The organism is Pilosibacter sp. YYHA0881 (assembly GCF_051602715.1).
In the GTDB taxonomy this organism is placed as follows: Bacteria; Bacillota; Clostridia; order Lachnospirales; family Lachnospiraceae; genus Alitiscatomonas; species Alitiscatomonas aceti.
The window spans coordinates 2,394,562-2,419,501 of record NZ_CP175657.1 but is presented as its reverse complement, the minus strand read 5'-3'; the positions used below and the strand labels follow the sequence as shown (position 1 = coordinate 2,419,501).

20 protein-coding genes and 1 pseudogene are annotated in these 24,940 nt (G+C 47.9%); 5 read left to right on the top strand and 16 right to left on the bottom strand.

What is annotated here, in order from left to right:
* The first annotated feature begins 55 nt into the window (after nucleotides 1–55).
* Nucleotides 56–1,381, top strand: coding sequence for a sodium/glutamate symporter (locus ACI6NM_RS11280; protein WP_262427746.1), 1,326 nt, complete (start codon nucleotides 56–58; stop codon nucleotides 1,379–1,381).
* A 168-nt stretch (nucleotides 1,382–1,549) separates the two neighbouring features.
* Here the strand turns inward: ACI6NM_RS11280 and ACI6NM_RS11275 are convergent, their stop codons facing one another.
* The 5 genes from ACI6NM_RS11275 to ACI6NM_RS11255 form a co-directional block, all read right to left on the bottom strand.
* On the bottom strand, nucleotides 1,550–2,374 hold the full coding sequence (locus tag ACI6NM_RS11275) for a hypothetical protein (RefSeq protein ID WP_262427745.1): 825 nt from the start codon (nucleotides 2,372–2,374) through the stop codon (nucleotides 1,550–1,552).
* A gap of 189 nt (nucleotides 2,375–2,563) precedes the next feature.
* A complete protein-coding gene (gene malQ, locus ACI6NM_RS11270) occupies nucleotides 2,564–4,063 on the bottom strand; it encodes a 4-alpha-glucanotransferase (RefSeq protein WP_262427744.1) in 1,500 nt (499 codons plus the stop codon).
* Nucleotides 4,064–4,209: 146 nt separating this feature from the next.
* On the bottom strand, nucleotides 4,210–5,682 hold the full coding sequence (locus tag ACI6NM_RS11265; RefSeq protein ID WP_022272311.1) for an MATE family efflux transporter: 1,473 nt from the start codon (nucleotides 5,680–5,682) through the stop codon (nucleotides 4,210–4,212).
* A gap of 382 nt (nucleotides 5,683–6,064) precedes the next feature.
* Nucleotides 6,065–6,166, bottom strand: coding sequence for a hypothetical protein (locus tag ACI6NM_RS11260; protein ID WP_420361288.1), 102 nt, complete (start codon nucleotides 6,164–6,166; stop codon nucleotides 6,065–6,067).
* A complete protein-coding gene (locus ACI6NM_RS11255; RefSeq protein ID WP_262427751.1) occupies nucleotides 6,163–7,536 on the bottom strand; it encodes an AAA family ATPase in 1,374 nt (457 codons plus the stop codon). Before ACI6NM_RS11255 ends, ACI6NM_RS11260 begins: the two co-directional genes overlap by 4 nt.
* Here ACI6NM_RS11255 and ACI6NM_RS11250 point away from each other — a divergent pair.
* A pseudogene (locus ACI6NM_RS11250) lies at nucleotides 7,531–7,830 on the top strand (IS110 family transposase); the annotation flags it as partial. The gene ACI6NM_RS11255 and the pseudogene ACI6NM_RS11250 sit on opposite strands and share 6 nt — an antisense overlap.
* A gap of 192 nt (nucleotides 7,831–8,022) precedes the next feature.
* On the opposite strand, the gene ACI6NM_RS11245 reads toward ACI6NM_RS11250, so the two are convergent.
* The gene (locus tag ACI6NM_RS11245; RefSeq protein ID WP_262427743.1) at nucleotides 8,023–9,318 is read right to left on the bottom strand and encodes an ATP-binding protein; all 1,296 of its coding nucleotides are present in this window, start codon (nucleotides 9,316–9,318) and stop codon (nucleotides 8,023–8,025) included.
* Between the two features lie 461 nt (nucleotides 9,319–9,779).
* Here ACI6NM_RS11245 and ACI6NM_RS11240 point away from each other — a divergent pair, with 461 nt between their 5' ends.
* Nucleotides 9,780–10,004, top strand: a complete 225-nt coding sequence (locus ACI6NM_RS11240; RefSeq protein WP_215653723.1) for a hypothetical protein — start codon at nucleotides 9,780–9,782, stop codon at nucleotides 10,002–10,004.
* A 369-nt stretch (nucleotides 10,005–10,373) separates the two neighbouring features.
* Here the strand turns inward: ACI6NM_RS11240 and ACI6NM_RS11235 are convergent, their stop codons facing one another.
* From ACI6NM_RS11235 to ACI6NM_RS11200, 8 genes are all read right to left on the bottom strand, one after another.
* Nucleotides 10,374–11,750 (bottom strand): ATP-binding protein, encoded by a 1,377-nt coding sequence (locus ACI6NM_RS11235; protein WP_262427742.1) that lies wholly within the window; start codon nucleotides 11,748–11,750, stop codon nucleotides 10,374–10,376.
* Nucleotides 11,751–11,816: 66 nt separating this feature from the next.
* Nucleotides 11,817–12,746 (bottom strand): YqaJ viral recombinase family nuclease, encoded by a 930-nt coding sequence (locus ACI6NM_RS11230; protein ID WP_262427741.1) that lies wholly within the window; start codon nucleotides 12,744–12,746, stop codon nucleotides 11,817–11,819.
* A 76-nt stretch (nucleotides 12,747–12,822) separates the two neighbouring features.
* On the bottom strand, nucleotides 12,823–13,803 hold the full coding sequence (locus ACI6NM_RS11225) for a DUF5688 family protein (RefSeq protein WP_262427740.1): 981 nt from the start codon (nucleotides 13,801–13,803) through the stop codon (nucleotides 12,823–12,825).
* Nucleotides 13,804–13,826: 23 nt separating this feature from the next.
* Entirely contained in the window at nucleotides 13,827–14,351 is a 525-nt protein-coding gene (locus tag ACI6NM_RS11220; RefSeq protein WP_262427739.1) for a JAB domain-containing protein, read from the bottom strand.
* 27 nt (nucleotides 14,352–14,378) lie between these two features.
* Nucleotides 14,379–15,149 (bottom strand): Rad52/Rad22 family DNA repair protein, encoded by a 771-nt coding sequence (locus tag ACI6NM_RS11215; protein ID WP_262427738.1) that lies wholly within the window; start codon nucleotides 15,147–15,149, stop codon nucleotides 14,379–14,381.
* 190 nt (nucleotides 15,150–15,339) lie between these two features.
* Nucleotides 15,340–15,600 (bottom strand): hypothetical protein, encoded by a 261-nt coding sequence (locus tag ACI6NM_RS11210; RefSeq protein WP_262427737.1) that lies wholly within the window; start codon nucleotides 15,598–15,600, stop codon nucleotides 15,340–15,342.
* Between the two features lie 21 nt (nucleotides 15,601–15,621).
* The gene (locus ACI6NM_RS11205; RefSeq protein ID WP_262427736.1) at nucleotides 15,622–16,554 is read right to left on the bottom strand and encodes a DUF932 domain-containing protein; all 933 of its coding nucleotides are present in this window, start codon (nucleotides 16,552–16,554) and stop codon (nucleotides 15,622–15,624) included.
* A gap of 281 nt (nucleotides 16,555–16,835) precedes the next feature.
* Nucleotides 16,836–17,153, bottom strand: a complete 318-nt coding sequence (locus tag ACI6NM_RS11200) for a hypothetical protein (protein ID WP_262427735.1) — start codon at nucleotides 17,151–17,153, stop codon at nucleotides 16,836–16,838.
* Nucleotides 17,154–17,470: 317 nt separating this feature from the next.
* Between ACI6NM_RS11200 and ACI6NM_RS11195 the strand changes: the two genes are divergently transcribed.
* Both ACI6NM_RS11195 and ACI6NM_RS11190 read left to right on the top strand, forming a co-directional pair.
* Entirely contained in the window at nucleotides 17,471–18,211 is a 741-nt protein-coding gene (locus ACI6NM_RS11195) for a hypothetical protein (RefSeq protein WP_262427734.1), read from the top strand.
* 32 nt (nucleotides 18,212–18,243) lie between these two features.
* Entirely contained in the window at nucleotides 18,244–22,596 is a 4,353-nt protein-coding gene (locus tag ACI6NM_RS11190) for a DUF7601 domain-containing protein (protein ID WP_262427733.1), read from the top strand.
* Between the two features lie 399 nt (nucleotides 22,597–22,995).
* On the opposite strand, the gene ACI6NM_RS11185 is transcribed toward ACI6NM_RS11190, so the two are convergent.
* Nucleotides 22,996–23,187, bottom strand: a complete 192-nt coding sequence (locus ACI6NM_RS11185) for a hypothetical protein (RefSeq protein ID WP_215653734.1) — start codon at nucleotides 23,185–23,187, stop codon at nucleotides 22,996–22,998.
* 1,112 nt (nucleotides 23,188–24,299) lie between these two features.
* Nucleotides 24,300–24,788 (bottom strand): helix-turn-helix domain-containing protein, encoded by a 489-nt coding sequence (locus tag ACI6NM_RS11180; RefSeq protein ID WP_215653735.1) that lies wholly within the window; start codon nucleotides 24,786–24,788, stop codon nucleotides 24,300–24,302.
* Between the last annotated feature and the right edge of the window lie 152 nt (nucleotides 24,789–24,940).

Sequence of the window (24,940 nt, the reverse complement as noted above, 5' to 3'; positions counted from 1 at the left end):
AATGTTTAATCTTTAATAAACATTCAGAAAATACGAAAGCAGAGGGATTTAAGAAATGACTGTTGCATCACTGTGTAATGATATCCTGGTGCTGGCTGTGTTCCTCCTCGTGGGCTTCTTTGTCCGCGAGCTGTGCAAGCCGCTCCAGAAGCTGTTCCTTCCGTCGTCACTGATCGGCGGACTGATCCTCCTTTTACTGGGTCAGCAGGTCCTGGGCGTCGTTGAGGTTCCCGAGAGCTTCAGCTCCATTCCCAGCGTCATGATCGACATCGTAATGGCCGCCACCGTATTCGGCGTGACCATCAACCGGAAAAAAATCGGCTCCTATCTGGACTATTCCTGTATGACTATGACCTCTTATGGAATGCAGCTGGGCCTGGGCGTATTCCTGGGCTGGCTCTTACAGAAGGTATGGCCCGGTCTTCCCGATGGCTGGGGCGTCATGGGCGTATTCTCCTTCCACGGCGGCCACGGAACTGCCGCTGCCGCCGGCGCAGCCTTTGAGAAGCTGGGCATCGAGGGAAACATGGCCGTAGGTATGGTATTATCCACCCTTGGCCTCATCGTCGCCATGTTAGTGGGCATGATCATGGTCAACTTCGGTATCCGGAAGGGCTGGGGAACCTATGTAAAAGAGCCTAAAAAGCAGCCCGATTACTTCTATGGCGGCGTTCTTCCGGAGGAAAAACGTGTGGCTTCCGGCCATACCGTCACCACCGGCATCAGCATCAACCATCTGGCCTTACAGGTAGCCTGGCTTCTGACCGCCCTTTTCATCGGCCGCAAGCTCTTTGGCCTCCTGGGCGCTTACATCCCGTTCTTTAACGAGCTTCCCAGCGTACTCCACGGAATTTTCGGCGGCGCGATCCTTTGGCAGCTCTTAAAGGTGACAAAGCTGGAGCGTTATGTGGACTTAAAGACCATCAAGATGGCCAGCGGCTTCTGCCTGGAGATCACCGTCTTCACGGCCATGGCCACCCTGGACATGGAATTTGTTTCCACCTACATCGTGCCGGTGCTGATCTACACCGTGATCCTGGCTGTCCTTACAGTTCCGCTCATCTTCTATCTGGCCTACCGCTTCTGCCGTGAGGAGTGGTTTGAGAAGGCCTGCATGGCCTTCGGCGCCGCCACCGGCAACACCTCCACCGGTCTTGCCCTGGTAAGAGCCGTTGACCCGGATTCCCTGTCCAGCGCAGGCGATACCCACGGCGTTTACTCCGCCATCATGTCCTGGAAGGACGTGTTCGTCGGCCTCACCCCCATCTGGCTGACCAGCGGCATCGGCCTCACCTGCGGCGTCGGCTTTGCCATGATGTTCGGATTTGCAGCCTTTGGTTTTATCTTCTTTGCAAGAAAAAACAAGCAGACTGCCGCATAATCCTTGTTCATACCTTACCCCATAATATATAAAAAGGAAGCTGTCCGGCGGGTCGATCTCCCAGCCGGGCGGCTTCCTTTTCACTTTTTGTCTTCACTGCCAGTTTCCGCTGCCAGCCGCCGGAAATACCGGCCAGCGGCTGCTGCCCCTGAACGGTCCATCCCAGGATCAGCGGTTCCTCCGGATCCTCTCGTCATTTTCCAGCACTTTTTTGGCAATGGTGATGAAATGGAGCTTGAAATTGTCCTCGGTATCGTTTACATCCAGACCCGTATTGACCTTCACCTGGGCCAGGCTGTTCTTTACCTCCTCCTGGGTCATCCCCAGCTCCTCTGCGGTCAGCGCAGCATCCTCCTTGCATTTATAATATTGGGAAAGGACCCGTTTTTCCGTCTCTCCCAGCTGCCGCAGGACCGTTCTCGTGAGCCGGTCTCCGAAGCTTACCACCATTTGGTTGATGCTGCTGTATATTTCCATGCCCATATATTCCAGGATCACACGGTCCTTCTTAAAGATCTCTCCGGCCTTTACCGCATCCTGGGCATTGCTGTACGTATGCCGGATGCCCTTGATCCCGCCTTCGATGGTGCCGATCCCCACCCGGATCCTCCGGTCGGAAATGATCTTCCCCACCTCTTCGGCAGCCACAGCCTTCACCGCATCCAGGATCCGGCGCATTTCTGCCTTATCATGGGTAATAAGGATCACACATACGCCGGAATCGCAGGTGATGATCTGCTTTCCCGTGATCCTTCTATTGATCTCCGAAAGCCCGATCACCGCCTGGGCGGCATCCGTAAGCCTTTCCCAGTCCTCCGGTTTTACATTCATATCGGACGGGTACTGGAACGATACGGCCATAAACGTATCCATGTCCACATCAAAGCCCAGCTGCCTGCCAAGCTGCTTTACCAGCGCCTCATCCTCATAATATCCGATGACAATGTCATTAAAATAAGCTGATAATGTGATATCTGTTGTGTTCTTATTCATGATCCATGCACTCCTTTTAAAAGTTTTCTGTCAACGGGAAAGCCCTATTATATAAATTCATTCACACTTTGTCAAGGAGTCATCTTCAGATTTTTCAGATATCGTTATTTTCTTCACGATCCTAGCGATCCCGAGCGTTTTTCCTTCTTCAGCAGTCTCCTGCTATCCATCGCCCCTCCCGGCGCATCCCTAAAACCTTCCGAAGGTATCCACCAGCCAGGCCAGATGATCCGCATGGCCCTGGTTCAGCTCACCGGAGCGCATACGCCATCTCCAGTTGCTCCCCACCGTTCCCGGTGTGTTCATCCTGGCCCAGTTATCCAGCTTCAGAACGTCCTGGGCCTGGAAGATCACTACGCTGGCCACAGAGCCGTAGGCCGTGAACATGACCCGGTCCACCACCTGGTCCTGGTGGGAAACTCCCATGTAATCGGCAATATACTGTAACTCCCACCACTGACGCTCTTCCGGCTTAAAATATCCGACCAGCGTCTCGTTGTCATGGGTACCTCCATAAACCACGGAATTTGGCGTATACATATGGGGAAGATGCTCATTGAACCGGTCTCCGCTGAAGGCAAATTCGATGATCTTCATGCCCGGATAACCGGTCTCCTCCAGAAGCGCCTTTACCTCCGGAACAAAGATCCCCAGGTCCTCGGCGATGACCTTTGTGTCTCCGATCACCTGGCCGATGGCGTCCGTCAGCTTTTTCCCAGGGCCCTTGAGCCATTCTCCGGCCTTTCCGTCCTCAGCTCCCGCCGGGATCGCATAATACTGGACCACGCCGATGAAATGATCGATGCGGACCACATCGTACAGCCGTCCCGACGCCTTCATCCGCTCCTTCCACCAGGCAAAATCCGTTTTCTCCTGTACATCCCAGCGGTACAGGGGATTTCCCCAGAGCTGTCCGTCTTCGCTGAAGGCGTCCGGCGGCACTCCCGCCACCTTCAGAGGCGTCAGGTTTTCCTCATCCAGCAGGAACAGCTCCGGATGGGTCCACACGTCTGCGCTGTCCAGGGCCACATAGATGGGAATATCCCCTATGATGGAGATCCCCTGGCTATTGGCGTATGCCCTTAATTTTTTCCATTGCTGGAAAAATTTATACTGTAAGAACTTCCAGAAATCGATCTCTTCCTTCAGCTCCTCTTTGTACCGCTCCACCGCGTCCTTTTTCCGGAAACGGATATCCTCCGGCCAGGCCAGCCATTCCTGATTGTCAAAATGGAATTTTAACGCCATGTAAAAGGCATAGTCATTGAGCCAGTACCAGCTTTCCATATAGAATTTCTCATAGCCCTCTTCCTCATGGAATTCGCTGCGGGCGTGGGCCTTCTTCAGCAGAGGGAACCGGTACCAGAACACGGTATCATAGGCCACCTGTGCCTCATCGTCGCCCCAGTAACAGGCGTCGATCTCTTCCCTTGTAAGGAGCTCCTCCTCCACCAGGGTATCCAGATCGATAAAATACGGGTTCCCTGCAAATGCAGAAAATGACTGGTAGGGGCTGTCCCCATAGCTGGTGGGCCCCACCGGAAGTACCTGCCAGTATTTCTGCCTTGCTTTCTTTAAAAAATCCACAAACTCGTAAGCGGCCTTTCCAAACGTACCGATCCCATAAGGAGACGGGAGACTGGAAACCGGCATCAGAATGCCTGCGCCGCGGTCCAACATAGTCTTCATACTCATCCTGTCCTTTCTATACAGATAACAGTTTTATTATACATCACACGGCTGGATTTGAAAAGCGGAGCCGCTGCAAAAGGAGGTTCAGAACCTTCTCTTTTGCAGCAGCCCCGCTCTTTATGAAATCTTAAGCTGTATCCGGTCTACACCTCGTTCCGGAGCCGTATGGTCTTCCATTTTCCGCTCTGGTATCTGGCAAGGACCAGGGCCGACCGGAGAAGCTGGTCAGCCGCCAGGGCGTACCAGGCTCCGTAAAGGCCAAGGCCCATGCGGATCAGGATGATGGCAAATACAGGACGTACCAAAAGCACTGTGACGAAGGTGATCATGGCCGTGGTCCTGGTGTCTCCTGCACCCCTCAGTCCACCGGCAACGATGAACTGGGAGCTCTGGAACGGCTGTAAAAATGCCACGATCAGCATGATGTGCCCGCCGATCCGTATGATCTCCGGATTGCTGTTGTAGAGACCAACGATATTGCCGCCGAACAGGACAAATATGGCGGCCAGGATCAGGGAGAACAAAAAGCCGACGGTCCTGGTGCGGCTCGTGTAGGCCTGGGCCATATCGTAGCGGCGTTTTCCCAGAGACTGCCCCATAAGGGTCGTGGCCGAAACGGCAAACGCCTGTCCTGTCATAAAGGACAGGGCCTGGATATTCATGCAGACCTGGTGGGTCGCATACGCCACAGTTCCCAGGGACGCCACAGTCTTTGCGTAAATGATGATCCCCGCGCGCATCAGAAGCTGCTCCACCATAGCCGGAAGACCGATGTTCAGGATATCTCCCAGGACTCCCCGGTCCGGCTTAAAGCCCTTCCGGAATTCCAGCTTCAGGAATCCGTTCCCCTTAAGGATCACAGAGATCGCAATGGCAAAGGCCACGAACTGCCCGATCACCGTCGCAATGGAGGCGCCGGCAACGCCCAGGGCCGGGAAGCCCAGGTTTCCGTAGATCAAAAGCCAGTTAAAGCAAACGTTGACGCCGTTGGCGATCATGTTGTAGATCATACACGTTTTTGAATCCCCCACTGCCCGCAGCGACGCCGTTATGGTACTGGTCAGCGCCATGGTGAGGAAACCGGCCATCTGGATCTGAAGATACTGGGTGGCCCATATGGTTACCGTCTCCTCGGTGGAACCCATAAATATCACCATTGGCCGGGCAAATACGACGCCCAGGATGGACATGAGCACCGTTGCCCAGAAGGTGAACAGAAGTCCCTGGCGCACCACCAGGTTGGCCTTTTCCTGGTCTCCCCGGCCTCGGTTTCTGGCCACCAGGGCCGTGACGCCTGTATTCATAGAAACAAATGCGGCCATCAGCAGGAATTTAGGCTGGGTGGTCAATCCCACGGCCGCCAGTGCCTGGGTCCCCATTTCCAGATTCTCCGTCCCGCCCATGGAGCCCACCATCATCAGGTCTACCATGGACGTGAGCTGTGTCAGCAGGAGCTCCACAAAGCTGGGCCCGGCGATGCGGACAATGTCCTCGTACAGTTCCCGGGACCGGACGCCCTCCGGGAGTTTTTTGCTTACCTTCTGGTCCTCCGGCATGCCTTCCGGCCCGTAGGGCAGGCGGTCCAGAGTCGTTTGCAGTCGTTCTTTTGTCTTCATGTAGTTGTAATCCCCTCCCTCAATATGTCTATTATAAAATAAAATTAGAGGGATGGGAAGAATAAACAGAAAAAATTGAAAAATAAAAGCAAAGGTGCCGCACAATCATTAAATATGATACATTGCGGCACCTTTATAAAATTTCTTACTTTACTTCTTTTGTGTATCTTTTATTCTAAAGATCCAATAAATGCATACCGAACATAATCCTATCAATGATGTGATACCTAAAAGTCCCCACAGCCATGCCCGGTTGGCGTCTCCGGTTTTAGGTATTTTAACATTCTCTGTTACATCTGATCCGACAGGCGTATCCGTAATTTCCACCACATCCATTTTTTCCGGAATATTTACATTTTCCTAAACGTCTGCTCGAACAGGTTCATATGGCCCCTCCAGATGGATCTGTTATATAGCCATCTGTATTCGCATCTAACTCAGTCACCGTATACTCGGCCCCTTCCGGTAACCCTGTAAGAATCACACTCCCTTATCAAACCTGATCCTACCAGCCAAATAGAGCGGTACTGTCTGGATTTTTCCATCCTCCGTAATTCCACCGTAGGTATTACCCTTTAGATAATACAGAAAATCCAGTAAGCCTGCCTCCAGTAAAGTGGACGCTGTATTTCCTGCGCTCTTTCCTGCTTTTACTTCCAATCCGTAATTCTTATAATCCAGCAGACTTCTGACATAAAAATCCAGTACTCCACCCGTCTGCTGGTATACGGCAAACCATGGCACGGTTCCTGCAATGCTGTCTGTGTTCCTCAACCGATTCAAAAGTTCCAAATACACAAAGTTTTCGCATAGAATTCCTTTTATAGCTGTATCTGGTTCTCCGGTCTTTCTCAGAAAATAAGCAGCCACTCCCAAATCCATATAATAATATCTGCAGTTATCTACAATGCTTAAATGATCGCAATTAATACTTTTGCTGCAATAACCGATTACGTGAGATAAATACAGCCAGCTTCTGGCATGATTTATCATCTTCTTAGAAACCCGTCCACTTTCTTCTTTAAAGACGATTTTGGATAAGTCTGTTACCAGATCTTCCGTACCTCTCTTCTCCTTTAAAAGCATAATTGCGATTGCCTGGAATAACTGCCCGAATATCTCAATATCCAGTTCGGATTCAAAATATCTGGATGACTCCTTGATAAAAATATCGATAATCCGCTCCACTAGTCTTCGGCTTTGGCTCAGATCTTCGGTTTCCAAGTAGTTTTGGACAACTCTTGGATAACCGCCAAGCTGGCAGTATAAATCGAAATAATCCTTGATTTCATCATACCTGGCATGATCGTCCTTCCCGTCCAGAGTAAGGGTCTCATACAGATCCCTCTTTCCAAATGCCCCCAAAAACTCTGGAAAAGACAGAGTCCCCATAACCAGAGTATCCGTATCTCCAGCGGAAAGGAAAAATTCTTTTTCCCGTGTCTTTCCCAAATAACTTCCTGTTACAACAAAATCGCAGGAAAATTCCCTGGCAAATTCGCGGATTCGGCTGTAGATCACCGGAGACTCCTGTATCTCATCAATAACAACGATTGTCTCCCTGCTGTCTACAAAGTTAGGAGCATACGTCTTCAGTACTGCGGCCATGCCATTTTCTGCCTCGTCCTGTACATTTCTTCGATGATACGCCTTTTCGTAACATTCCAGAAAATATTCTCCTGACTCCCCAATCATATTAATATAAATATACTGCTGATACTGCTCTCTTGCAAATTTATCCAAAATATTAGTTTTTCCCAGGCGGTCATCCTCATAATCCACATCGGAAAAGTCCACCAATTCCTCTGTTTCGTCATCATCTTCAGTATTAATAGAAACAAAAGAAAAATCCATATGTCCAAACGCGGTTCCAACCTTGCCAGACGGGTTCTTCACATGGTCACACTCAATAACGTAAAGGTTGATAAAGGGAGCGGCACACCTGTGAATCCTGTAGTTTACGACTACTACACCCGGAAGTGCTCCGGCAAGAAAAGACCGGCAGCAATGGGCGCTGTCATGCATAAGATCTGCAGCATCATCTTTGCCATGCTTCGGGATAACAAACCTTTCGAGATCATCACCCCGGAAGAGCACTGCCAGCAATTCGCTGCGGAGCATCCAGACAAGATACTGCAAGCCGCATAATCAACACGGTACTCTCAATATTTCGTTCGCGACCAATCCAATATATCGGAATGGTCTGTTAAGGTTACCTTTTTTCATATCACCTCTTGACATTTCTTAGCTGGACTTTGCTTTTGTGATTTCATTGTACCTAATACTATCAAGTAACTCCACCACATCAGCTTTACATCCCGCAACATGAGTTTACATTGTTTATTTTTCAAGAATCTGCGGATCAAGAAGGAAGTCATAAATGTTCACAGTCAAAATACCATACTCATCGTAGTGTGGCTGAACGATGTCTTTGGTAACAACAATCTTTTTGAAAGAATCATCAATCTTTCTGAACGGTCTGATTTCCTGAGTACGCTTCGCTTCATCAGGAAGTGAATATGCTGACTGGATATAGTATCTGGAAGAACCAAGATTGCATACAAAATCAACTTCAAGTTGTTTGCGGATAACCTTACCTTCCTGATTGCGTTCCGCAATCGGTATTACACCTACATCCACGCCGTAGCCACGCATACGAAGTTCGTTATAAATTACATTCTCCATAGAATGGGTCTGCTCGAACTGTCGGAAATTGATTCTGGCATTGCGAAGTCCAAGATCGGAAAAGTAATATTTCTTTGGTGTTTCAATATATGCTTTTCCTTTAATGTCATATCTTTGTGCTGATTCAATCAAGAAAGAATCCTCAAAATAATCCAGATATTTCTTAATGGTAGCGGAAGTAATTCTGGATTTCTTTACCGTCTTGAAAGTATTCTTCAATTTTTCAGGATTGGTCGGCGAACCAATGGCAGAGGAAAGAATGTTCAGAAGATCTTCCAGTTCTCCGATGTTCTTTACTCTGTTACGCTTGGTAATATCTCGAAGATAAATCTCATTGAACAGATTCTGCAATACAACTGCCTTATCGTTTGCTCCCTCTCGAAGAACAACCAGAGGGATACCGCCATATAGCATATATTCAGATAATCCCATATACTTATCACCGTTGTAAATAGTCATAAACTCGGCAAAGCTCAGGGGATACATATGAACCTCGTCACCACGACCGGCAAACTCAGTGGCTATATCTTTGGACAGGAGTTTTGCGTTACTTCCGGTCACAAATACATCCATATTATCTTTACGAAGGTAACCATTCAGAACAGCTTCAAAGCAATCCAACATCTGAATTTCATCAAGCAGCAGATAATACATTCCTTCACCTACAACTTTGGAACGGACATATGCCATGAATTTTTCAGGATCAACTCCACGCTTTTCCTTTTCAATCTGAATTAGGCTTTCGCCAATCATATAAAGATCCTCAGCTGAGTCAAAGGCAAAACGGATAATGTGGTCTGTATCAACTCCACTTTCCAATAAGTGATGATAAAACAGATTATTCAACAAATAGGATTTTCCACATCGACGAATACCGGTAATTACCTTAATCATTCCATTATTTTTTCTTTTTATCAGTTTATTCAAATAAAAATCTCTGCGAATTTCCATCTTAAAACCTCCTTGCGAAAGATTTTTGCAATATGTTGCATTTTTCTATTCCATTATATCCAGATAGACTTCAAAAATCAATATATCAGTGGGAATCGGAATAGATTTTTGTGAATTGTTGCATTTTTATATTCTATAATCATATTATATGCTTTAGTAGCAATTATTATCCCGTGTTTTAATCATGTTCTTATTAAAAAAGCAGCCACACACCAAAATGCATGACTGCTTAATAAGCATATATTATTTTTTGACAAGAGTTAAAGTTGTAGAATTATCAAATTACAATCTCATATAAACATCATAAGTTCTGTTCATATGTATTTTCTCTTTTAATGCGTAGATATCCTCTTCTTTTAACAATTCTACAGATTGTAATTTCTTTAAAAATTTGTCATTTTCCTCGATGATAGCACAACTATGAAATGAAGCAATTAGCATAGACTAAAATAACGAGGGAGTTGCGTGGTATCGCAAGAAAGAGTGCTCCAATCAATGTAATTGTCCATTATCCTAAAACCATAGAAGGTCAGCGTGAATTGGCAGAGCGTGTTGCCGGTGTCCACACAAGTTTGGTCAATCAGCATATTAAAAAACTGAATTGTCCTTCCGACCAGAAGGTACAGCTACTGGATGCGGTTATCAAATCCTCATCTATAGAGAAAGCAGATGAACAAACTCTCTAAAGTTTGAACACCTGCTCTTATCTATACCTTTATCTTTCGATTTATAGTGTACCAACTTGTTCTAAAACGGCTCTTTCCACTAAAAAGGAACCACATTTCTGTGATTCCTCAAGAGGCGCGAACCGGATTTGAACCGGTGATCAGGGTGTTGCAGACCACAGGAAAATCAGCTGCAAACCCTTATTTTATCAGCATTCTCCCCCCTCTCCTTCCGGTTTGGTACACTATTGGTACACTATCCGTTCAGAATCCCTTTTTATTGTCCGAAGTTCCCTCCGGGATCCCGCTGTTATCTCCCCCAATCGATCAGCCCCTTTTGTATATCTTTTCAACCATTCTTCCCGTCACAGCGTATACCGATATCCAATTTTAGGAGCTTCCTGGCGTATGCTCTTTCACGAAATCAAATTGCATACGCCCTACCAGATAAATGGGTACCGTGACTTTTCTGTCAGCAATTCCTCCGTAGGTATCACCTTTCAAAAAATAAACTGCCTCTACTTTTTCATCCTTCAACAGTAATTGTGCCGTTTTTCCCTCTGTCTTTCCAGATTTCACCTCAACACCGTAAGTTTTATAATTTTCCCGGCTATTGACCAGGAAATCGATCTCGCCTTCTTTATACAGGCCAAACATGGGCGCTGTTCCAGAGATTTTTCTGGAACGCACCCGTTTTAACAGATCAATGTAAACAAAATTCTCATTCACAATACCACGGAGTGTGGGCAGATCTGCTCCGGCCATATCCAGAAAACTTCTGCATACTCCCACATCCAAAAAATAGAAACGGCTATTCGCTGATATATCGGTCGGGTTGCAGTCATTGGCTTTTCCACAAAAATCCAAAATGTGGGAACGATACAGCCAGGCAATCGCCTGGTTTATGCTCTTTTTACTCAACCGGCTGCTTTCCTGCTTATAAACGATCTTGGACAATTCAGTGATCAGATCCACAGAACCCTTTTTCTCCCTTATCATTGTCTGTGCAACTGCCGGAAGCAGCTGGCCAAAAAGATTGATATCCAGAACATTGTCAAAATATCCCTGGGATTCCTCTGTAAAAATATGGATCACCCGATCCAGCTCTGCCTGGCAGATTTCCATATCCCTTGTTTCCAGATAGGTTTTCACAACTGCCGGATAGCCCCCGATCTGACAGTAAAGGTCATAATACCGCTTTAGTTCATCGTATGCTTCATGAGAACTTTTTCCATATAGATCTACAGAATTGTATAAGTCTCTTTTTCCCTCGGCATCCAGAAATTCTTCAAATGTCAGCGTATCCAGTATCATAATATCCAGATCACCAACTGGCTGAAAATACTCTCTGGAAAGTGTCTTCCCCAGATAGCTTCCAGTTATAATGAAATCACAGGAAAACTCCCTGGCAAACTGCCGGATCAGCGAGTAGACTTTCGCTGAATCCTGAATCTCATCAATAACAACGATTGTATCCTTCGTATCCTGAAAGCGTTCATCAAAGAGACGCATGGCGTCGTGGAGCGGCTGTTCCTTCCGCGGCATTCCCGGCTCCCATGCAGCAGCTTTCTCCAGGCATGCCAGAAACTCTGCCCCGGTTGTCTGCACCATATTGATATATAGAAAAGTCTTATAATTTTCCTGTGCAAACTTGTTTAGGATATAGGTTTTTCCAACCTGCCTTGCTCCCCGAAGCTCCAGGACCTTATGGGAATCCCTCTTTTTCCAATCCAGTAATTTTTCATAAATATCTCGCTTTAACTCCATTGGCTATCCCTCTCTTTACACTGTTTCCATTGTAACATACCTTTCTCAAAATAACCAATCCTTTCTCTATGCCACCTTCACTGTAAACCGGCTGCTTTTGCTCTCCTGCAGAAATTCCCGGTAGATGTCTGGCTTTTCTTCCTTTAGCCGTTTCGTGTCCAGTCGGCTGGAGATCACCTCCCTCCAGGTGACCCGGTAACGGCCACTGTCAGCCGTTTCATGCCCATCCATAAAGACCTTGATCTCCTGGTCGATCTGCCGCTTTTCCGTCTCCAGAAGCTTCATAGTCTCCTCGATCTCCTGTCTGCGCTCTAACTTCTGGTCAAACCCGACCAGCTCAATGGTTTCTGCCTTTCCCCGCTGGCAGAAATACTCCTCCAGCACCGCATCACAGGACTTCGATCCATCCGGATCCGGCATGTGGCGGGGCAGCACATGGTTGTTCCAGAACTCCGCTTCCAGGGCGATCAGGTTCTGTGCGATCTCCTCCTCGTATTCGATCCTCCGGTACTGGAAATCCTGTCCCAGGATCACGGCGGCCAGATACCAGGTCCGGCAGCCGGTCACGATCATGTAGTGGTAGCATTGCAGGAGATAGTGGACCGGTATCCCGCCATCCCCCCACTGGTCTTTCTTATATACGCTGACCGTCTTGCACTCCAGGCCGGCCCCGCCGCCAGCCACCATCCGGTCCACGTCTGCGATCATCCAGGGATATTCCGTGCTCCGGTACATTTTATTGGAGCGACGTACCTTTAGCCCGGTCTCCTCTGTAAAACGCTGCGCCACATACTCCTCCAGATCACGTCCCTGCCGCATTGCCTCATTGTCACCCATATCGGTTTCATCGGATACCTTGTCCCGGTATACAGCCATGGGGCTCACATGAGGATTCAGCCCGCAGACAGCCCCTGCATCAGAACCTCCCAATCCGGTCTTTCTTATTTTCAGCCATTCGTTCCGGTCCATGTTTTTCGTTGAGATCGTTGTATACATTGTCATCCTCCTTCAAGGGGGAACCGCTTTCTGCCGTTCCCCATCCGCTTTTTTCCTGTTTCCTTTCTGCTGGCTGTCACGCCTGGACCAGGTCCGCACAGGACCAGCCCCGCCCGCCTTCCGGCTGTCCTGCCGGAGGCATCTCTGAAAGCAGCATGAGCCGGTCTTCTTTCCGACTGTAGCCGTATGCCTGGAAGGACAGCCACTCCTCCCTGGCTACCACTTCCCGGTTGATCCCGGAGATCATCCGCCCAAGCTCCTCCGGATCCTCTTCTCCGGTCCGTACAAGGAGCAGGGTCTCATGGACGCTGGAAGGCAGCACGACCAGGTCTCCGCCTAACCTGGAGGCAGCCTTTTTCAGTTCCCCCGGATACAGGATGCATCCGGCTCCCCAGATCCCTTCCCGATTAGTCAGGACATACATGAAATCCTCCCCGGAAGATCCCGCCTGGCTCTCTCCGGGCAGCGTTCTGCCTTCTCCCGCCATCGTTTCTTCCAGCATGGTCCCGATCCCCCGAAGCACTGGCGGCATCTCCCTCTTTGCATTGACAGAAGCCAGCTTCCAGAGCCCTTCCGGCGTGACTCCCCACCGGTCTGCCGCCTCCCGGGTGACCATTGCCGTAAGGACTCCCCCGTTCCCTTTTCCCAGCCAGACATAAAATACCACTGCCAGGTCCAGGATACGGACATGCGGCACCTGATCCAGAAGTTCCCGGTTCATGTCCGCGTTCACAAGCCGGAACACCAGCCTCCCCGCCGCCGTTTCAAACCGTTCCAGGATGCGAACAGCCTCCGGATCCGGGCTTTCCCCACCATCCAGACCCTTCCGGATCTGCCCGGTGATCTCCTCTAACGGCATCCCGTTCCGGTACGCATCATAAAACGGTTCCAGGTACACGACCGGGGAAGCACCACCCCCGTTCCCGGCAGAAAAGATCCCAAAGGACACGGTTCCGTTGATCTTCCTTTTTTCCCAGATCCTGAACTTCTTGCTCCCGTTTTCTTCCATGTTCATAGTTCCTGCGATCTGTTCTGCAAATGCTTTCATCTCTGTCATTTTACTCCTCCTCATAACTCTGTTTATGCTGCGGGGAACCTGCCATCCCCGCACAACCATCCATGATCCCTGAAACTGTAATACGCATCCCCTTCCCCGAGGATGATGTGGTCCACCAGTTCGATCCCCAGAAGCGCCCCGGCACTCCGGATCCGCCCGGTGATCTCCTCATCCTCCCGGCTTGGACCCGGATCCCCGGAAGGATGGTTATGGATGCAGATCACAAATTCTGCATTGTTTAACAGGGCATGCTTAAACAGGCTCCGGATATCCACGTTGCAGGAACTGATCCCGCCGACCGCTGCGATCTCCACGGCCTGTGGTTCCAGCCTTCCGTTTAAGGAAAGTACCAGCACCATCTCCCGGTCTGCCTTTTCACATAAGGGACGTACCATCTCCGCCGCTTCCCTGGGATTCTGGAACCGTTTCATTCCATAAAGGGTCCTGCTTTCCCGGACCATCTCCAGATGCACGATCCCCACCCGCTTCCTGGGCACCGGCCGCTTTATCATGTCCAGGATCCGTTCCTCCTGTGTCCGTTTCCTCATACGCTTCCCTCCTCATAGTTCTGTTTTTCAGGCAGCCGCCCGGGATGGGGTCCGTTTCAGCCCGTTCATGGCATCTTGATACTGCTCCGGCGTCATCTGTCTGATATCCTCCAACTGATAACGCTCCAGGGGAACCCCGGTGCGTTCCAGCTCCTTCTGCATATCCCGCTTCATCTTTGCAGTAAGCTGCGTTCTGGCTGCCTCTGCCGGGCTTCTTCCACCCCTTCCCGGAGTCCCGGCAGCCTTCTCCTGGACGGGATCCGGCCCTCCTGGCTGCGACGGCTCCAGCATCCGTCTGGCAAACACCACATGGTTGGCCGAATTCCGGATCTCCAGTCCGCAGATCTCCCGGTTCCCGTCATAGGAGATGGATCCCACCATAAAACGCTCTGGTGTGACATACCGCTTCCCGTCGTGGCGGATGCATACCCGGTCCGCCGGGAGCCAGATAAAGGGAGCCGAATACAGCTCCCTCCCGATCCCCCAGTTAAAACAGGCTCTTTTAAAGGAGTCCGAAGCGGCTCCCTTTTCCTTTTCCGCAAAACTTTCCGTCCCAACGTCCTGCTTGCCGATCCACTGTTTCTTTTCCTGGTCCCATATCTCTACCGTACAGTACAGCCTTCCTCCGATCTCCTGGTGGGTCCTGCGCCATCCGAATGGTGTGAACGTCTCATCCAGGATATTCTGTGCTGCTCTTGCATCCATAAACAGGAGCAGGCTCAATCCCTTTTCACTGATTGCTCCGATCCGGCACTCGATCTCATCGGGCCGGAGCAGTCTGATCTTTTTCTGTTCCATCTGATCCCTCCTCGTGTCTGAATATAAAACCGATCTGCTCTGGCATCCGCCGCCGCAGACCTCTGTTCCCCGCTACAGGGAAATAAGAATGATGATAATATGGATCGTGATCATTCTGGCTTCTCCCTCTTTCTTTTCCACATGTAAATAGGAAGGGACCGCAAGGGATCCCCCCTTCCCGTTCCGTCGTTCAGTCTGACAGGCCCCAATCCAGCAGACGGATCCCATCTTTCAGGCCTGCAAGGTACAAATGCTTTTCGGTTGCCGCCTGCCGGAATACCGTCTGGTCCAGGTACCCTTCTATGGCCTTCCGCTGTGCTTCCTCCAGGCCATCCAGCGTCTTTTCCCATTCCTCTTCTCCATCCATGACTGCCCCACCCTCCATATCAGCCAGGATCATCTGGATCCGCTCAGCCACGATCATTTCCAAGTATTCCTGTTCACTCATCATTTTCCTCACTCTCTATACATTTTAAGCAGCTTTTACAATTCCAAATGCCCGATCGATCAGGACGTTTCCATCCACGGTCCGGCCAAACAGGCTTTCCCGGTAGCTGGAACGCTCCCGTAATGGCCTGGCATGGGTGGCAAAATCACTAACGGCATTCACGAACCGGTACGCATTTTTTCCCACATGCTGAAGATCCGGCGCTTCAAAATACCGGAGCTTTAGGTCCTCCTTCAGTTTCCCTAGATTCTTCTTCCGTACCTCACTGGCATCCTCCGGAAGCGGGAACAGGGCATCGATATATTCCAGGACCTGACGGTCTGACAGCTTCTGGAGGCTCAGTTCCTCTATGGTCTTTCCAAGGGCCGCCATATAACGGTCCGCATACAGAAGTGTGTTCCTGGCATCCTGGAGCTTTCCATGGATGTCACCAGTGTGGATGGTGGACCAGCTCCGCCTTGCGGTGGAAAGTGCCAGGTTCAGCGTATTCTGGCAGACCACACGGACCGGTGTCATGGCTGCCTTAATAGCCCCGGTCCCATCATGGCTGTTCATAAATACCAGGTAGGGATCAATCTCATCCCCACGGATGATGTAACGCTGCGGAAGCTTTGCCAGGATCCAGGTCCGGCGGCCATTCTGCAGGCTTCCTGCTGTCTCATAGGTAACGCCTTCTCCCAGTAATTCGTCGGTAAAGGCAAATGCGTCCTCATTCTGGACCACCTTATACCGGTCTGACACCACCCCCAGTACCTGGCTGTCCCTGTCCCGCACATTCGCTTTGAAACCGGAAATAAAAAGCCCATCCGCAGTAAAAACCGGTTTCTGGACCACCTTCCAGTCCAACCCGGCAAGGGAGAGTGCTGCGCTGGAAGTCGGTGCCTCCAGTACTCTTGTCCCCAATCCGTGCCATGGTGCCGTCCTTGTGTAAAACATCGTTTCAACATTTGCTGCCATTTTAAATTCCTCCTTTGATTTTTTTGGCAAAAAATACCCAGGCCATATATGACCTGGGCTGGTGTTATTCCTCCTCTTTCATCGCATCAAGAATGACTGCAAGAATACCGAGAATAACTGTGAGAATTCGTTTGTCCATTTGAAAGACCTCCTTATGAATTACTCACAGTTATGATATCTGCCTGAAATTTTAAAAATGAAAAACGGATTCTTGCACCGGTCCCAGCGGCAGACCATCCCCATGAGGAGCCTTTTTATATCTTCCTGCAGGGATCCAGGTTTTATCCGGTTTTTATGGCTGGAAAGGGGTGGCATTTTCTGTTCCAACGGTGTATAATGAACATGTATGTGTTATCTGGTGACTCTATCATGTATGGCATAATAAACACAAAAATCCCCAAAAATATATCCGCAGCCGGATCTTTCTCTGTTTCCTTTCTCTGGGAAAAGGGATATCCTGCCTGTCCGACCAGGACAAAACCGGTGACACGAAAATCAGAAAAATCCCTGCCGATCCCATCGGATGGCGGCTGGGATATGGCTTCCTTGTGCAACCGGTAACCTGCCGGTTGTTTTTTATGAAAGGAGGTGCAGTCCAAACGAAACCGCTTCCCTGATCGGAGCACGCGGACCGCAATAAAAACCGTGGGGAAGCACTGGCATCAAGCAAACGGCAAAATCGATGATAGAGGGACCGGAATTTTTCGATCAGACTGTAGGGATCTGTCTGGTCGGCCCCCGCCGCTGTTCCTGTCCACGGCCCAGGATCCCCCGCAGCATTCCTCCCCCCCCATCCTTGTGGGGATACCGGGAAACAATGGGCAGCTGCACGGACGGATCCCGTTCGTTTAAAGGTGCAGAACCGGCGGCAAGCAGATAACAGATCACAATATGTAACAAGAAACAGGAGAAACTTATGAAACACAGAACCCGAAAAATGGTACAACGCTGGCTTGCACTAGTCCTCTGTCTATGCATGATCGTCCCATCATCGGTGACGTTCGCCTCTGGAGCAGGAAAATCAGCGGAAGACACTTCCACTTATACGGGCGGGATATGCGAACACCACCCGGAACATACAGAAGCATGTGGATATATGAAAGCAACAAAAGGCAGTCCCTGTCAACACGAACACACAGCGGACTGCTACGAGTGGATCACAAAATGTGTGCATAAGCACACCGATGCGTGCTATACGGAAAATGGTGCCGCGGACAACACCGTTTCCCCCTCCAATCCACCTGAACGCAACTTATCTTGTGACCATGAGTGCAGCATAGAAAGCGGCTGCATCACAAAAAAGAATATCTGCCAGCATCAGCATGATGATACATGTGGATATGCAGAAGCCGTGAAAGGGCATCCCTGCACGTTTTCCTGCGAAATCTGTTCCGTTGCTGCAAACCAACTGAGCGAGACTATTGAGATCCAGGAATTCTCTGCCCTTCCGGATAAAGTACAGATGCAGTCCGTTCCTGTTGGGACTGAACGGAAGGAACTCAATCTCCCGTCCACACTGGACTTTACAGATAGCACCAGAAAAGCTGGAACCGTATCTGGGATCACATGGCAATCGGAACCGGAATTCGATGGAACACTGGCAGGTGAATATATTTTTACGCCCGTGATTCCCGGGGGGGGGGGTATTCTCTTGTAAATGGGATCGAATTGCCCAGGATCACCTTACAGGTGACAAAACCGGAAGCAGAACAGGGGAATATCATCTGGCTTTATGGCGCTAAAGGCGATGACACCAACGACGGACTCTCCCAGGACAAACCTGTCAAAAGCATTGACAAAGCACTTGAGCTGGCCGGAGAAGGCGGCACCATTATGCTGTTAGGTAATGTTACGATTCGGGATGGAAACGATTTACTCATTGAGAATGTCACTCTTAAGCGGGCATGTGATGATAGTGATTATCTACTGCATTTTATAGATTGCGAAAATATTACTTTTGATAATGTCGTAATCGATGGCAATAATAAGGGCGGTGGATTTCCTTTCATTCGCGGATCCAGATGTACGTCGATGACCTTTAATGATTCTACGTTAAAAAATAATATCGGAGGGGCTATCCATGTACAGCATACACCACTGACGATAACAAATGGAGAGATTTTTAACTGCAATGCTGATCCTAAGACGTACAATTCTTTTGTAATTCAGTTATCAGCTTCATCATTCAGAATGACTGGCGGATCCATCCATAATAATAGAATGGATTCTATCTCAAACGGGAGCGTAATAGACTCCTCCACCTACTCTGACCATCAGGATCCCATACAGTTAATCCTTGACAAGGTTGATATTTATGAGAATTTCGGACAGAGTGCAGGTGCAATAATGGTCACGGGTAACGCGGATTTGGTGATAACGGATTCAAAAATACGAAATAATGTTTCAGGAGAAAACGGCGGTGCCATGCGCCTTTATAATCCAACGACCAGTATCACCAACTGTATCATTTCAGGAAATAAATCCCACCTTGTTGGTGGAGGGATTCTCCTACAGGACGGAACATTAACGCTCAATGGCAATACGAAAATCATGAATAATACAGGCAGTGATGCTGGCGGCGTCTTTGTAGAGGGTGGGACGGTGATCCTAAAAGATACATCCATTGTATGTAAGAATCACGGATATCGTGCACACGATTTTAAGTTGACCGACTCAGCCACCCTTCACCTTAATGATCCGAGGTTGGCAAACGAACCTTATACGGACTTTGATTCAAAATGCACATATCCTATCGATGGGTATTACCATAACGAATATGGCTCCCTGGATAAGGACTCAATACTTTTGAAGGGGATTGTCCATGCCCCTGAATCCATTATGGCCAGATATGATGGATATAAAGTATCTTATTATTTCGAATCCATCACAGCAGATGCCATTCTACCATGGGTGGGAAGACCACCGTACCCTCAAGATAAAAAAGTATATTTGCGAAACAGTACTGTATTCGCTATACAACCGGAAAAAACCATTTTTGTTGGCAGCAAAAGTAACAACGATCCCACGATGGGCCTTTGGACTTTTGAAGGATACGATGCCGATTCAAAGGTAGTGAACGACGAAAACCTGTGTGCGCCAGGTATGTATAAACGTCGTATTGAGTTCATCGGAAAATGGAAATGGAACGACACCACCGAGGTCCCATGGTACTATGATATTTATTATGAAACCTTCGACAAGACTACAGGAAAGTCAGAATGGAAGCTTTTTAAAGAAGCCAGCGGTGGAAAGAAAAATTATGATCAAGAGGTAAAAATCTCCCCTGACGACTTTAACGGCACAGACATGGAACGTCCTGACATTACTGGAAACCAAAACGAAATACTGGGTACACATTATGTCTTTGACGAAACCTATGGCTCACACCGTCTCTCTGCAAACGCAATTGATGCCATACAGACCAATCCGCTGAAAATCTATTACCGTGCAGCACAGCATAACGTGACCTACGAATACGAAGGGACTGTGCCAAATGGCGCGGCAGCGTTGCCTGCAACAGAACAGAAACCCTATTCCTCATCCGTCCAAATTGCGGAGGAGCCTTCTCTGGAGGGGTATGTTTTCTCCGGATGGAAGGTAAAATCTCCCAGCTATATGGATGAAAATGGATTAGTAGACAACAATTCCTTCACTATGCCGAATGAGGATGTGACCCTGGTGGGCTCCTGGACACCGGTGGAAAAAAAGACTCTTACAATGACACCACAGGACATCATCTCCTACACCGGAGGAGATTCCATCCATCATGATACTTTTCCAGCAGCCCGCTATAAGATTGAGGCAGAAGGAAGCATGGATCTGTCCCAAGTAACATTCACCGTGAATGGGGAAAAGAAAAAGCTTCCGGATGGAACAAAATCCGGTGATATTGTAGCTCTTCCATGGTTAAATGGTACCTACACACTAAAACATGAGTCCTCCACAAGTCCTTCTGCACCGGGAGGCAGTGCACCTGCAAACGATGATGCCATTGCTGGTATCTATGAAATCCGCGTGAATTTCGATGGTGTAACAGCCTCAGAAGGCAGTCAGTCCATCGACCTACACAATCAGCCCGGCACTCTTACGGTTCGAAACGTATCCGATCCAAAAGGTGTGATCGAAAAAACCGTTGACATCACCCAGCCTGTGGTATCTGAGGCAGGCATGGTCAATACCGCAAATGGCCTCGGCACAGCTGTGATCCCCAATGGAACCCGGTTCTACACCAATGGAAAATCAGAACTGGATGTGGCCGGACTCAGTACACCACAGATTTCCCTGTTATTCGATGAGCTTCTTCCTGGAAAAGCAGAGGAAAATACCAGACAGCTTTTGATCGACCGTGCAAAAACAGCCGGATATGTACTTGAAGAAGGGAAGTACCAGTTCAAATATCTGGATCTGATCAATGAAAATGACGGGAATGCCTGGATGAGCACAGACGAAGGCACGAACATCACCATTTATTGGCCCTGCCCATCGGGTATACCGGCTGAAGCTACCGTCAAAGTACTGCACTTTAATGGCTTACACCGGGAATACAAGAACGACCTCAAAAACCAGGTCAACAACTCAAACGTGGAAGCCATTCCCGCTCGGGTAGAAAATGGCAATATCATCTTTTCTCTGGCCGGAAATAAAACGAGGGGCAGCTTCTCTCCCTTTGCCATCTACTGGACAGAAACAGATAAGCCAACCCCACCCAATCCGGGGAAAAATACTGGGACATTAATGGTTTCCAAAACAGTAGCCGGGAACGAGGGCGAACTGACTAAGGAATTCCATTTTAAAGTAACATTAAATGACACCTCTGTCACCGGTACATATGGCGGTATGACCTTCAAAAACGGCGTTGCATCCTTTGCCCTGAAGCATGGGGAAAGCATGACTGCCTCCGGTCTGGATGCTGGCATGACCTATTCCGTCACCGAGCAGGAAGCTAACCAGGGTGGCTATACTACCACCTCCACCGGTGCAAACGGAACCATCGTGAAAGACCAGACTGCGACAGCGGGATTTACAAATACCCGCGAAAGCAAGCCTGTGATCCCCAATACAGGAAACCTTGTTGTTTCCAAGACCGTGTCCGGTAGCCAAGGCAGTACAACCAAAAACTTCACCTTTACCATCACTTTAGGCGATACGTCTATCAATGGAAAATTTAATGAAGTGACCTTCCATAACGGTGTAGCAGTATTCACACTGAAACATGGTGAGAGTATTACCGCTTCCGGTTTGCCTGCCGGTATTCGTTATACCGTAACTGAAAGTGACAACAGCGGCTATACCGTAACCACCGCCGGAGACACCGGAACCATTGAAGCTGACAAGACAGCAACCGCAACGTTCCACAACTACCGGGGCGGAAGCGGAAGCAGCGATAACAATGACAACGACGATGACGACGATGATATTAATGTTACCGCCCAAAAGATCTGGAAACTGGATAATGGCAGAACTGCTCCAGATTCCATTACCGTCATGCTCCGCAAAAACGGACGGGAATATGACCAGGCGATCCTAAATGAACAGAATGGCTGGAGATACACCTGGTACGGTTTGAACAGCCGTTATTCCTGGACCGTGGAGGAAGTAGAAGTTCCCGAAGGCTTTACCATGTCACTGAGACGGCACGGTCACAAATTCACCATTGTCAATGATGATACACCTGTAATGCCGGGGACACCCGATAATCCTTCGCAGCCAGGTGGACCGAACGCCTCAGATACACCAGATACACCAGATATTCCAGGTGCACCCATCACTCCAGACATGCCAAATATTCCAGGTACACCCGACCAGACTGGGAAGCCGGAAACTCTCAGGCAGCCTGGAACCCCGGGACAGCCTGTAACACCAGAACAGCCTGGCACTCCCGGACAACCTGGCACAACAACCAAATCTGACAAAGTGCCTCAAACTGGAGACACTGCAAACCTGGCGCTGTGGATCACACTCCTTGCAGTTTCGGGTACAGGATTGATTGCTTCGTTCATTCTTATCAAAAAGAAAAAGCACCGCAGAAATCATACGGAATAAGGCAAAAGGCGGCAATTCAGGCATATAGCCTGTTTTGCCGCCCTTCCTATTTCTGCGTGTGAAACTCATTCTCCATCATTCTATATCGTAAACATAATATGGGAGGCTATATGCACTATCGATTCTGTGTTTGCTTCTCTTTCGACTCCTTGGAAATAATTTGCATAAAAATACCCAGGCCATATCTGACCTGGGCTGGCGTTATTCATCATCTTTCATCGCATCAAGAATGAGTGCAAGGATCCCGAGAATAACTGTGAGAATTCTTTTGTCCACTTTAAAGACCTCCTTATGAATTACTCACAGTTATAATATATATCTGAAATTTGGAAAAGCTAAAAAAGCGATATTTTGAATGTTCCTTTAGTTATGTATACCCAAACTGCAGACAAATAGCCATTAATTTCCATGCCTATCTTTCCATTCTTGAGCATATCCCATTTTTTCAAAAGTGTTTGTTGAGCTTTCAAACTTTCTTCTCAATTGTTCATCTGACATATTAGCGGCTTTTTCATTAGCTCTTTCGTATTTATTTTGATTTTTCTCCATTTCCTTCATTGCGGCATTAAAAAAACTTCCAAAAAATGACATACATATCCTCCTTTTGAACTTTTATAAACGTCTCCAATATTAATATTTTCTGTTTATAACCCATCTATGTGGACCTCTTTTTCCATCAAAAGCTATAGGCCTCTTTGGACAATGCCCTGGCAAAGGTCTCCCCATAGTAGAAATACGAGATGTCTTTTTACCACAAATTGTGCACATGTATTCAACGTTCCGATATTCATTTGACATATTGACTATCCTACAAAATAAATAGCGACAACTATCTTATCCTCTTGAAACGATTACACGGGTCCCCTCTACACTATACCTAACTCTATTTTTACATCCAGTACATATACCTGTCTGATTATAACGGCTCGTGTCACTCACTGTTATAGTTTTGTAGCGTTTTCCACAACTTGGACATATAATTTCTACCCTCTGCATAAATATCCCCTCCTTCACAAGGTGTATCTTTAGTTCTATAATATCAATTTTTATCTTTTTTGTCAATCGCAATATCGAAGTGTTGTATCGTTTATAAGAAGTATAAAAATGCCGATTTCTCAACCTTTTTGGAGGAACTCAAAGGATCGAGAGATAAGTCACAACTGGCCCTGTTTTAGGCTATTCTATTTCCCGATAGCCGCTTTTTGCCTTAAATATGATTTTTATATCGTAACCGCCAAATTATAATGCGGTCAGATACAAAATTACCCCGTCCCTTTGCGAGTTGGAGTAATTCACCATAATTCATATGCGATTTTTGATAGATTGGAGTTTTTACTCCAAGGTGCCAGTTGTTCATCGGTCATATCTTTACTCAGCTGATGCTCCAGCAGAAATTTAAGATATCCGTAAATATTCAGATCGTGTGCTTTTATGGACGAGAAGCAGCCCTCGTAGATTGCTACGCATGTCCACATCTATAAGTACTTTGGTGGTGTTGCCAAAATCCTTGTGCTGGATAACTACCGCACTGCTATGGATCACAGCAAGGGTTGGAAAGATCAGCGTATAAATGCTGTCTATCAGGAAATGGCTGAACACTATGGCACAGCAATTATCCTAGCCCGCGTCCGGGCACCCAGGGACAAACCTAAAGTCTATAAAATAAGCACCTTGGATTCCTCCAAGGCGCCTAATAAATAATACTATTGGTCTAATCCGAATTTCTTTTTCCACCCTTGTCTATCCTGTGCATATCTGACAATAGTCTGCTCAACATAATTTCTATACAAACCACGTTTAGGATAGGCAATGCCAGTGTTCCAACGCTCTGTAAGCTTAGTTATTATTTCATCTGAAATACTCAACTTAGGTAAACTAATTCCATTAGGTTCACTATCGTGAATCTCTCCTATCGCACCATGATTCAGCTGGAAAAGTTCACTTAACAATTCATCCATGTAAATAGAATTTGTAGTCATTTCTTTTTTTCCTCCATAATATAAATTGTAAAGGGTAACATTAAATATATCCGCCAAAACCATTAGATTATGAAGAGATGGATCACAGCCCCCTCGATTCTGCTCATAATTACAAATTGTTCCCTTCGGAATAGCAGAAATACGTGCTAATTGATCCTGTGTCATGTTTCTTTCTTTTCGCATTCTCTTTAGATTTTCAGCAAATAATTTCATGTCTTTCCTCCTCCAAATTATTCTAGCATGGTATTATGAAGATTCCAATACGCAATACAGCGTATGGTACTATGTCAAGATTTAGTACAAATTAAAATGAGGTTTTCCTCATCTTAAGCATCTGCTAGGAAATCTCTCCATCTGTATAGTTT

Bases quoted from the DNA above. Each gene is read 5' to 3' on its own strand.
- ACI6NM_RS11205 (WP_262427736.1), bottom strand. From the start codon at position 16,554: ATGGCAGCAAATGTTGAAACGATGTTTTACACAAGGACGGCACCATGG.
- ACI6NM_RS11280 (WP_262427746.1), top strand. From the start codon at position 56: ATGACTGTTGCATCACTGTGTAATGATATCCTGGTGCTGGCTGTGTTC.
- ACI6NM_RS11215 (WP_262427738.1), bottom strand. From the start codon at position 15,149: ATGGAACAGAAAAAGATCAGACTGCTCCGGCCCGATGAGATCGAGTGC.
- ACI6NM_RS11185 (WP_215653734.1), bottom strand. From the start codon at position 23,187: ATGTCATTTTTTGGAAGTTTTTTTAATGCCGCAATGAAGGAAATGGAG.
- ACI6NM_RS11210 (WP_262427737.1), bottom strand. From the start codon at position 15,600: ATGATGAGTGAACAGGAATACTTGGAAATGATCGTGGCTGAGCGGATC.
- ACI6NM_RS11225 (WP_262427740.1), bottom strand. From the start codon at position 13,803: ATGACAGAGATGAAAGCATTTGCAGAACAGATCGCAGGAACTATGAAC.
- ACI6NM_RS11180 (WP_215653735.1), bottom strand. From the start codon at position 24,788: ATGAAATTATTTGCTGAAAATCTAAAGAGAATGCGAAAAGAAAGAAAC.
- ACI6NM_RS11230 (WP_262427741.1), bottom strand. From the start codon at position 12,746: ATGTATACAACGATCTCAACGAAAAACATGGACCGGAACGAATGGCTG.
- ACI6NM_RS11220 (WP_262427739.1), bottom strand. From the start codon at position 14,351: ATGAGGAAACGGACACAGGAGGAACGGATCCTGGACATGATAAAGCGG.
- malQ (WP_262427744.1), bottom strand. From the start codon at position 4,063: ATGAAGACTATGTTGGACCGCGGCGCAGGCATTCTGATGCCGGTTTCC.
- ACI6NM_RS11275 (WP_262427745.1), bottom strand. From the start codon at position 2,374: ATGAATAAGAACACAACAGATATCACATTATCAGCTTATTTTAATGAC.
- ACI6NM_RS11245 (WP_262427743.1), bottom strand. From the start codon at position 9,318: ATGGAAATTCGCAGAGATTTTTATTTGAATAAACTGATAAAAAGAAAA.
- ACI6NM_RS11265 (WP_022272311.1), bottom strand. From the start codon at position 5,682: ATGAAGACAAAAGAACGACTGCAAACGACTCTGGACCGCCTGCCCTAC.
- ACI6NM_RS11235 (WP_262427742.1), bottom strand. From the start codon at position 11,750: ATGGAGTTAAAGCGAGATATTTATGAAAAATTACTGGATTGGAAAAAG.
- ACI6NM_RS11195 (WP_262427734.1), top strand. From the start codon at position 17,471: ATGAAACACAGAACCCGAAAAATGGTACAACGCTGGCTTGCACTAGTC.
- ACI6NM_RS11255 (WP_262427751.1), bottom strand. From the start codon at position 7,536: ATGGATTTTTCTTTTGTTTCTATTAATACTGAAGATGATGACGAAACA.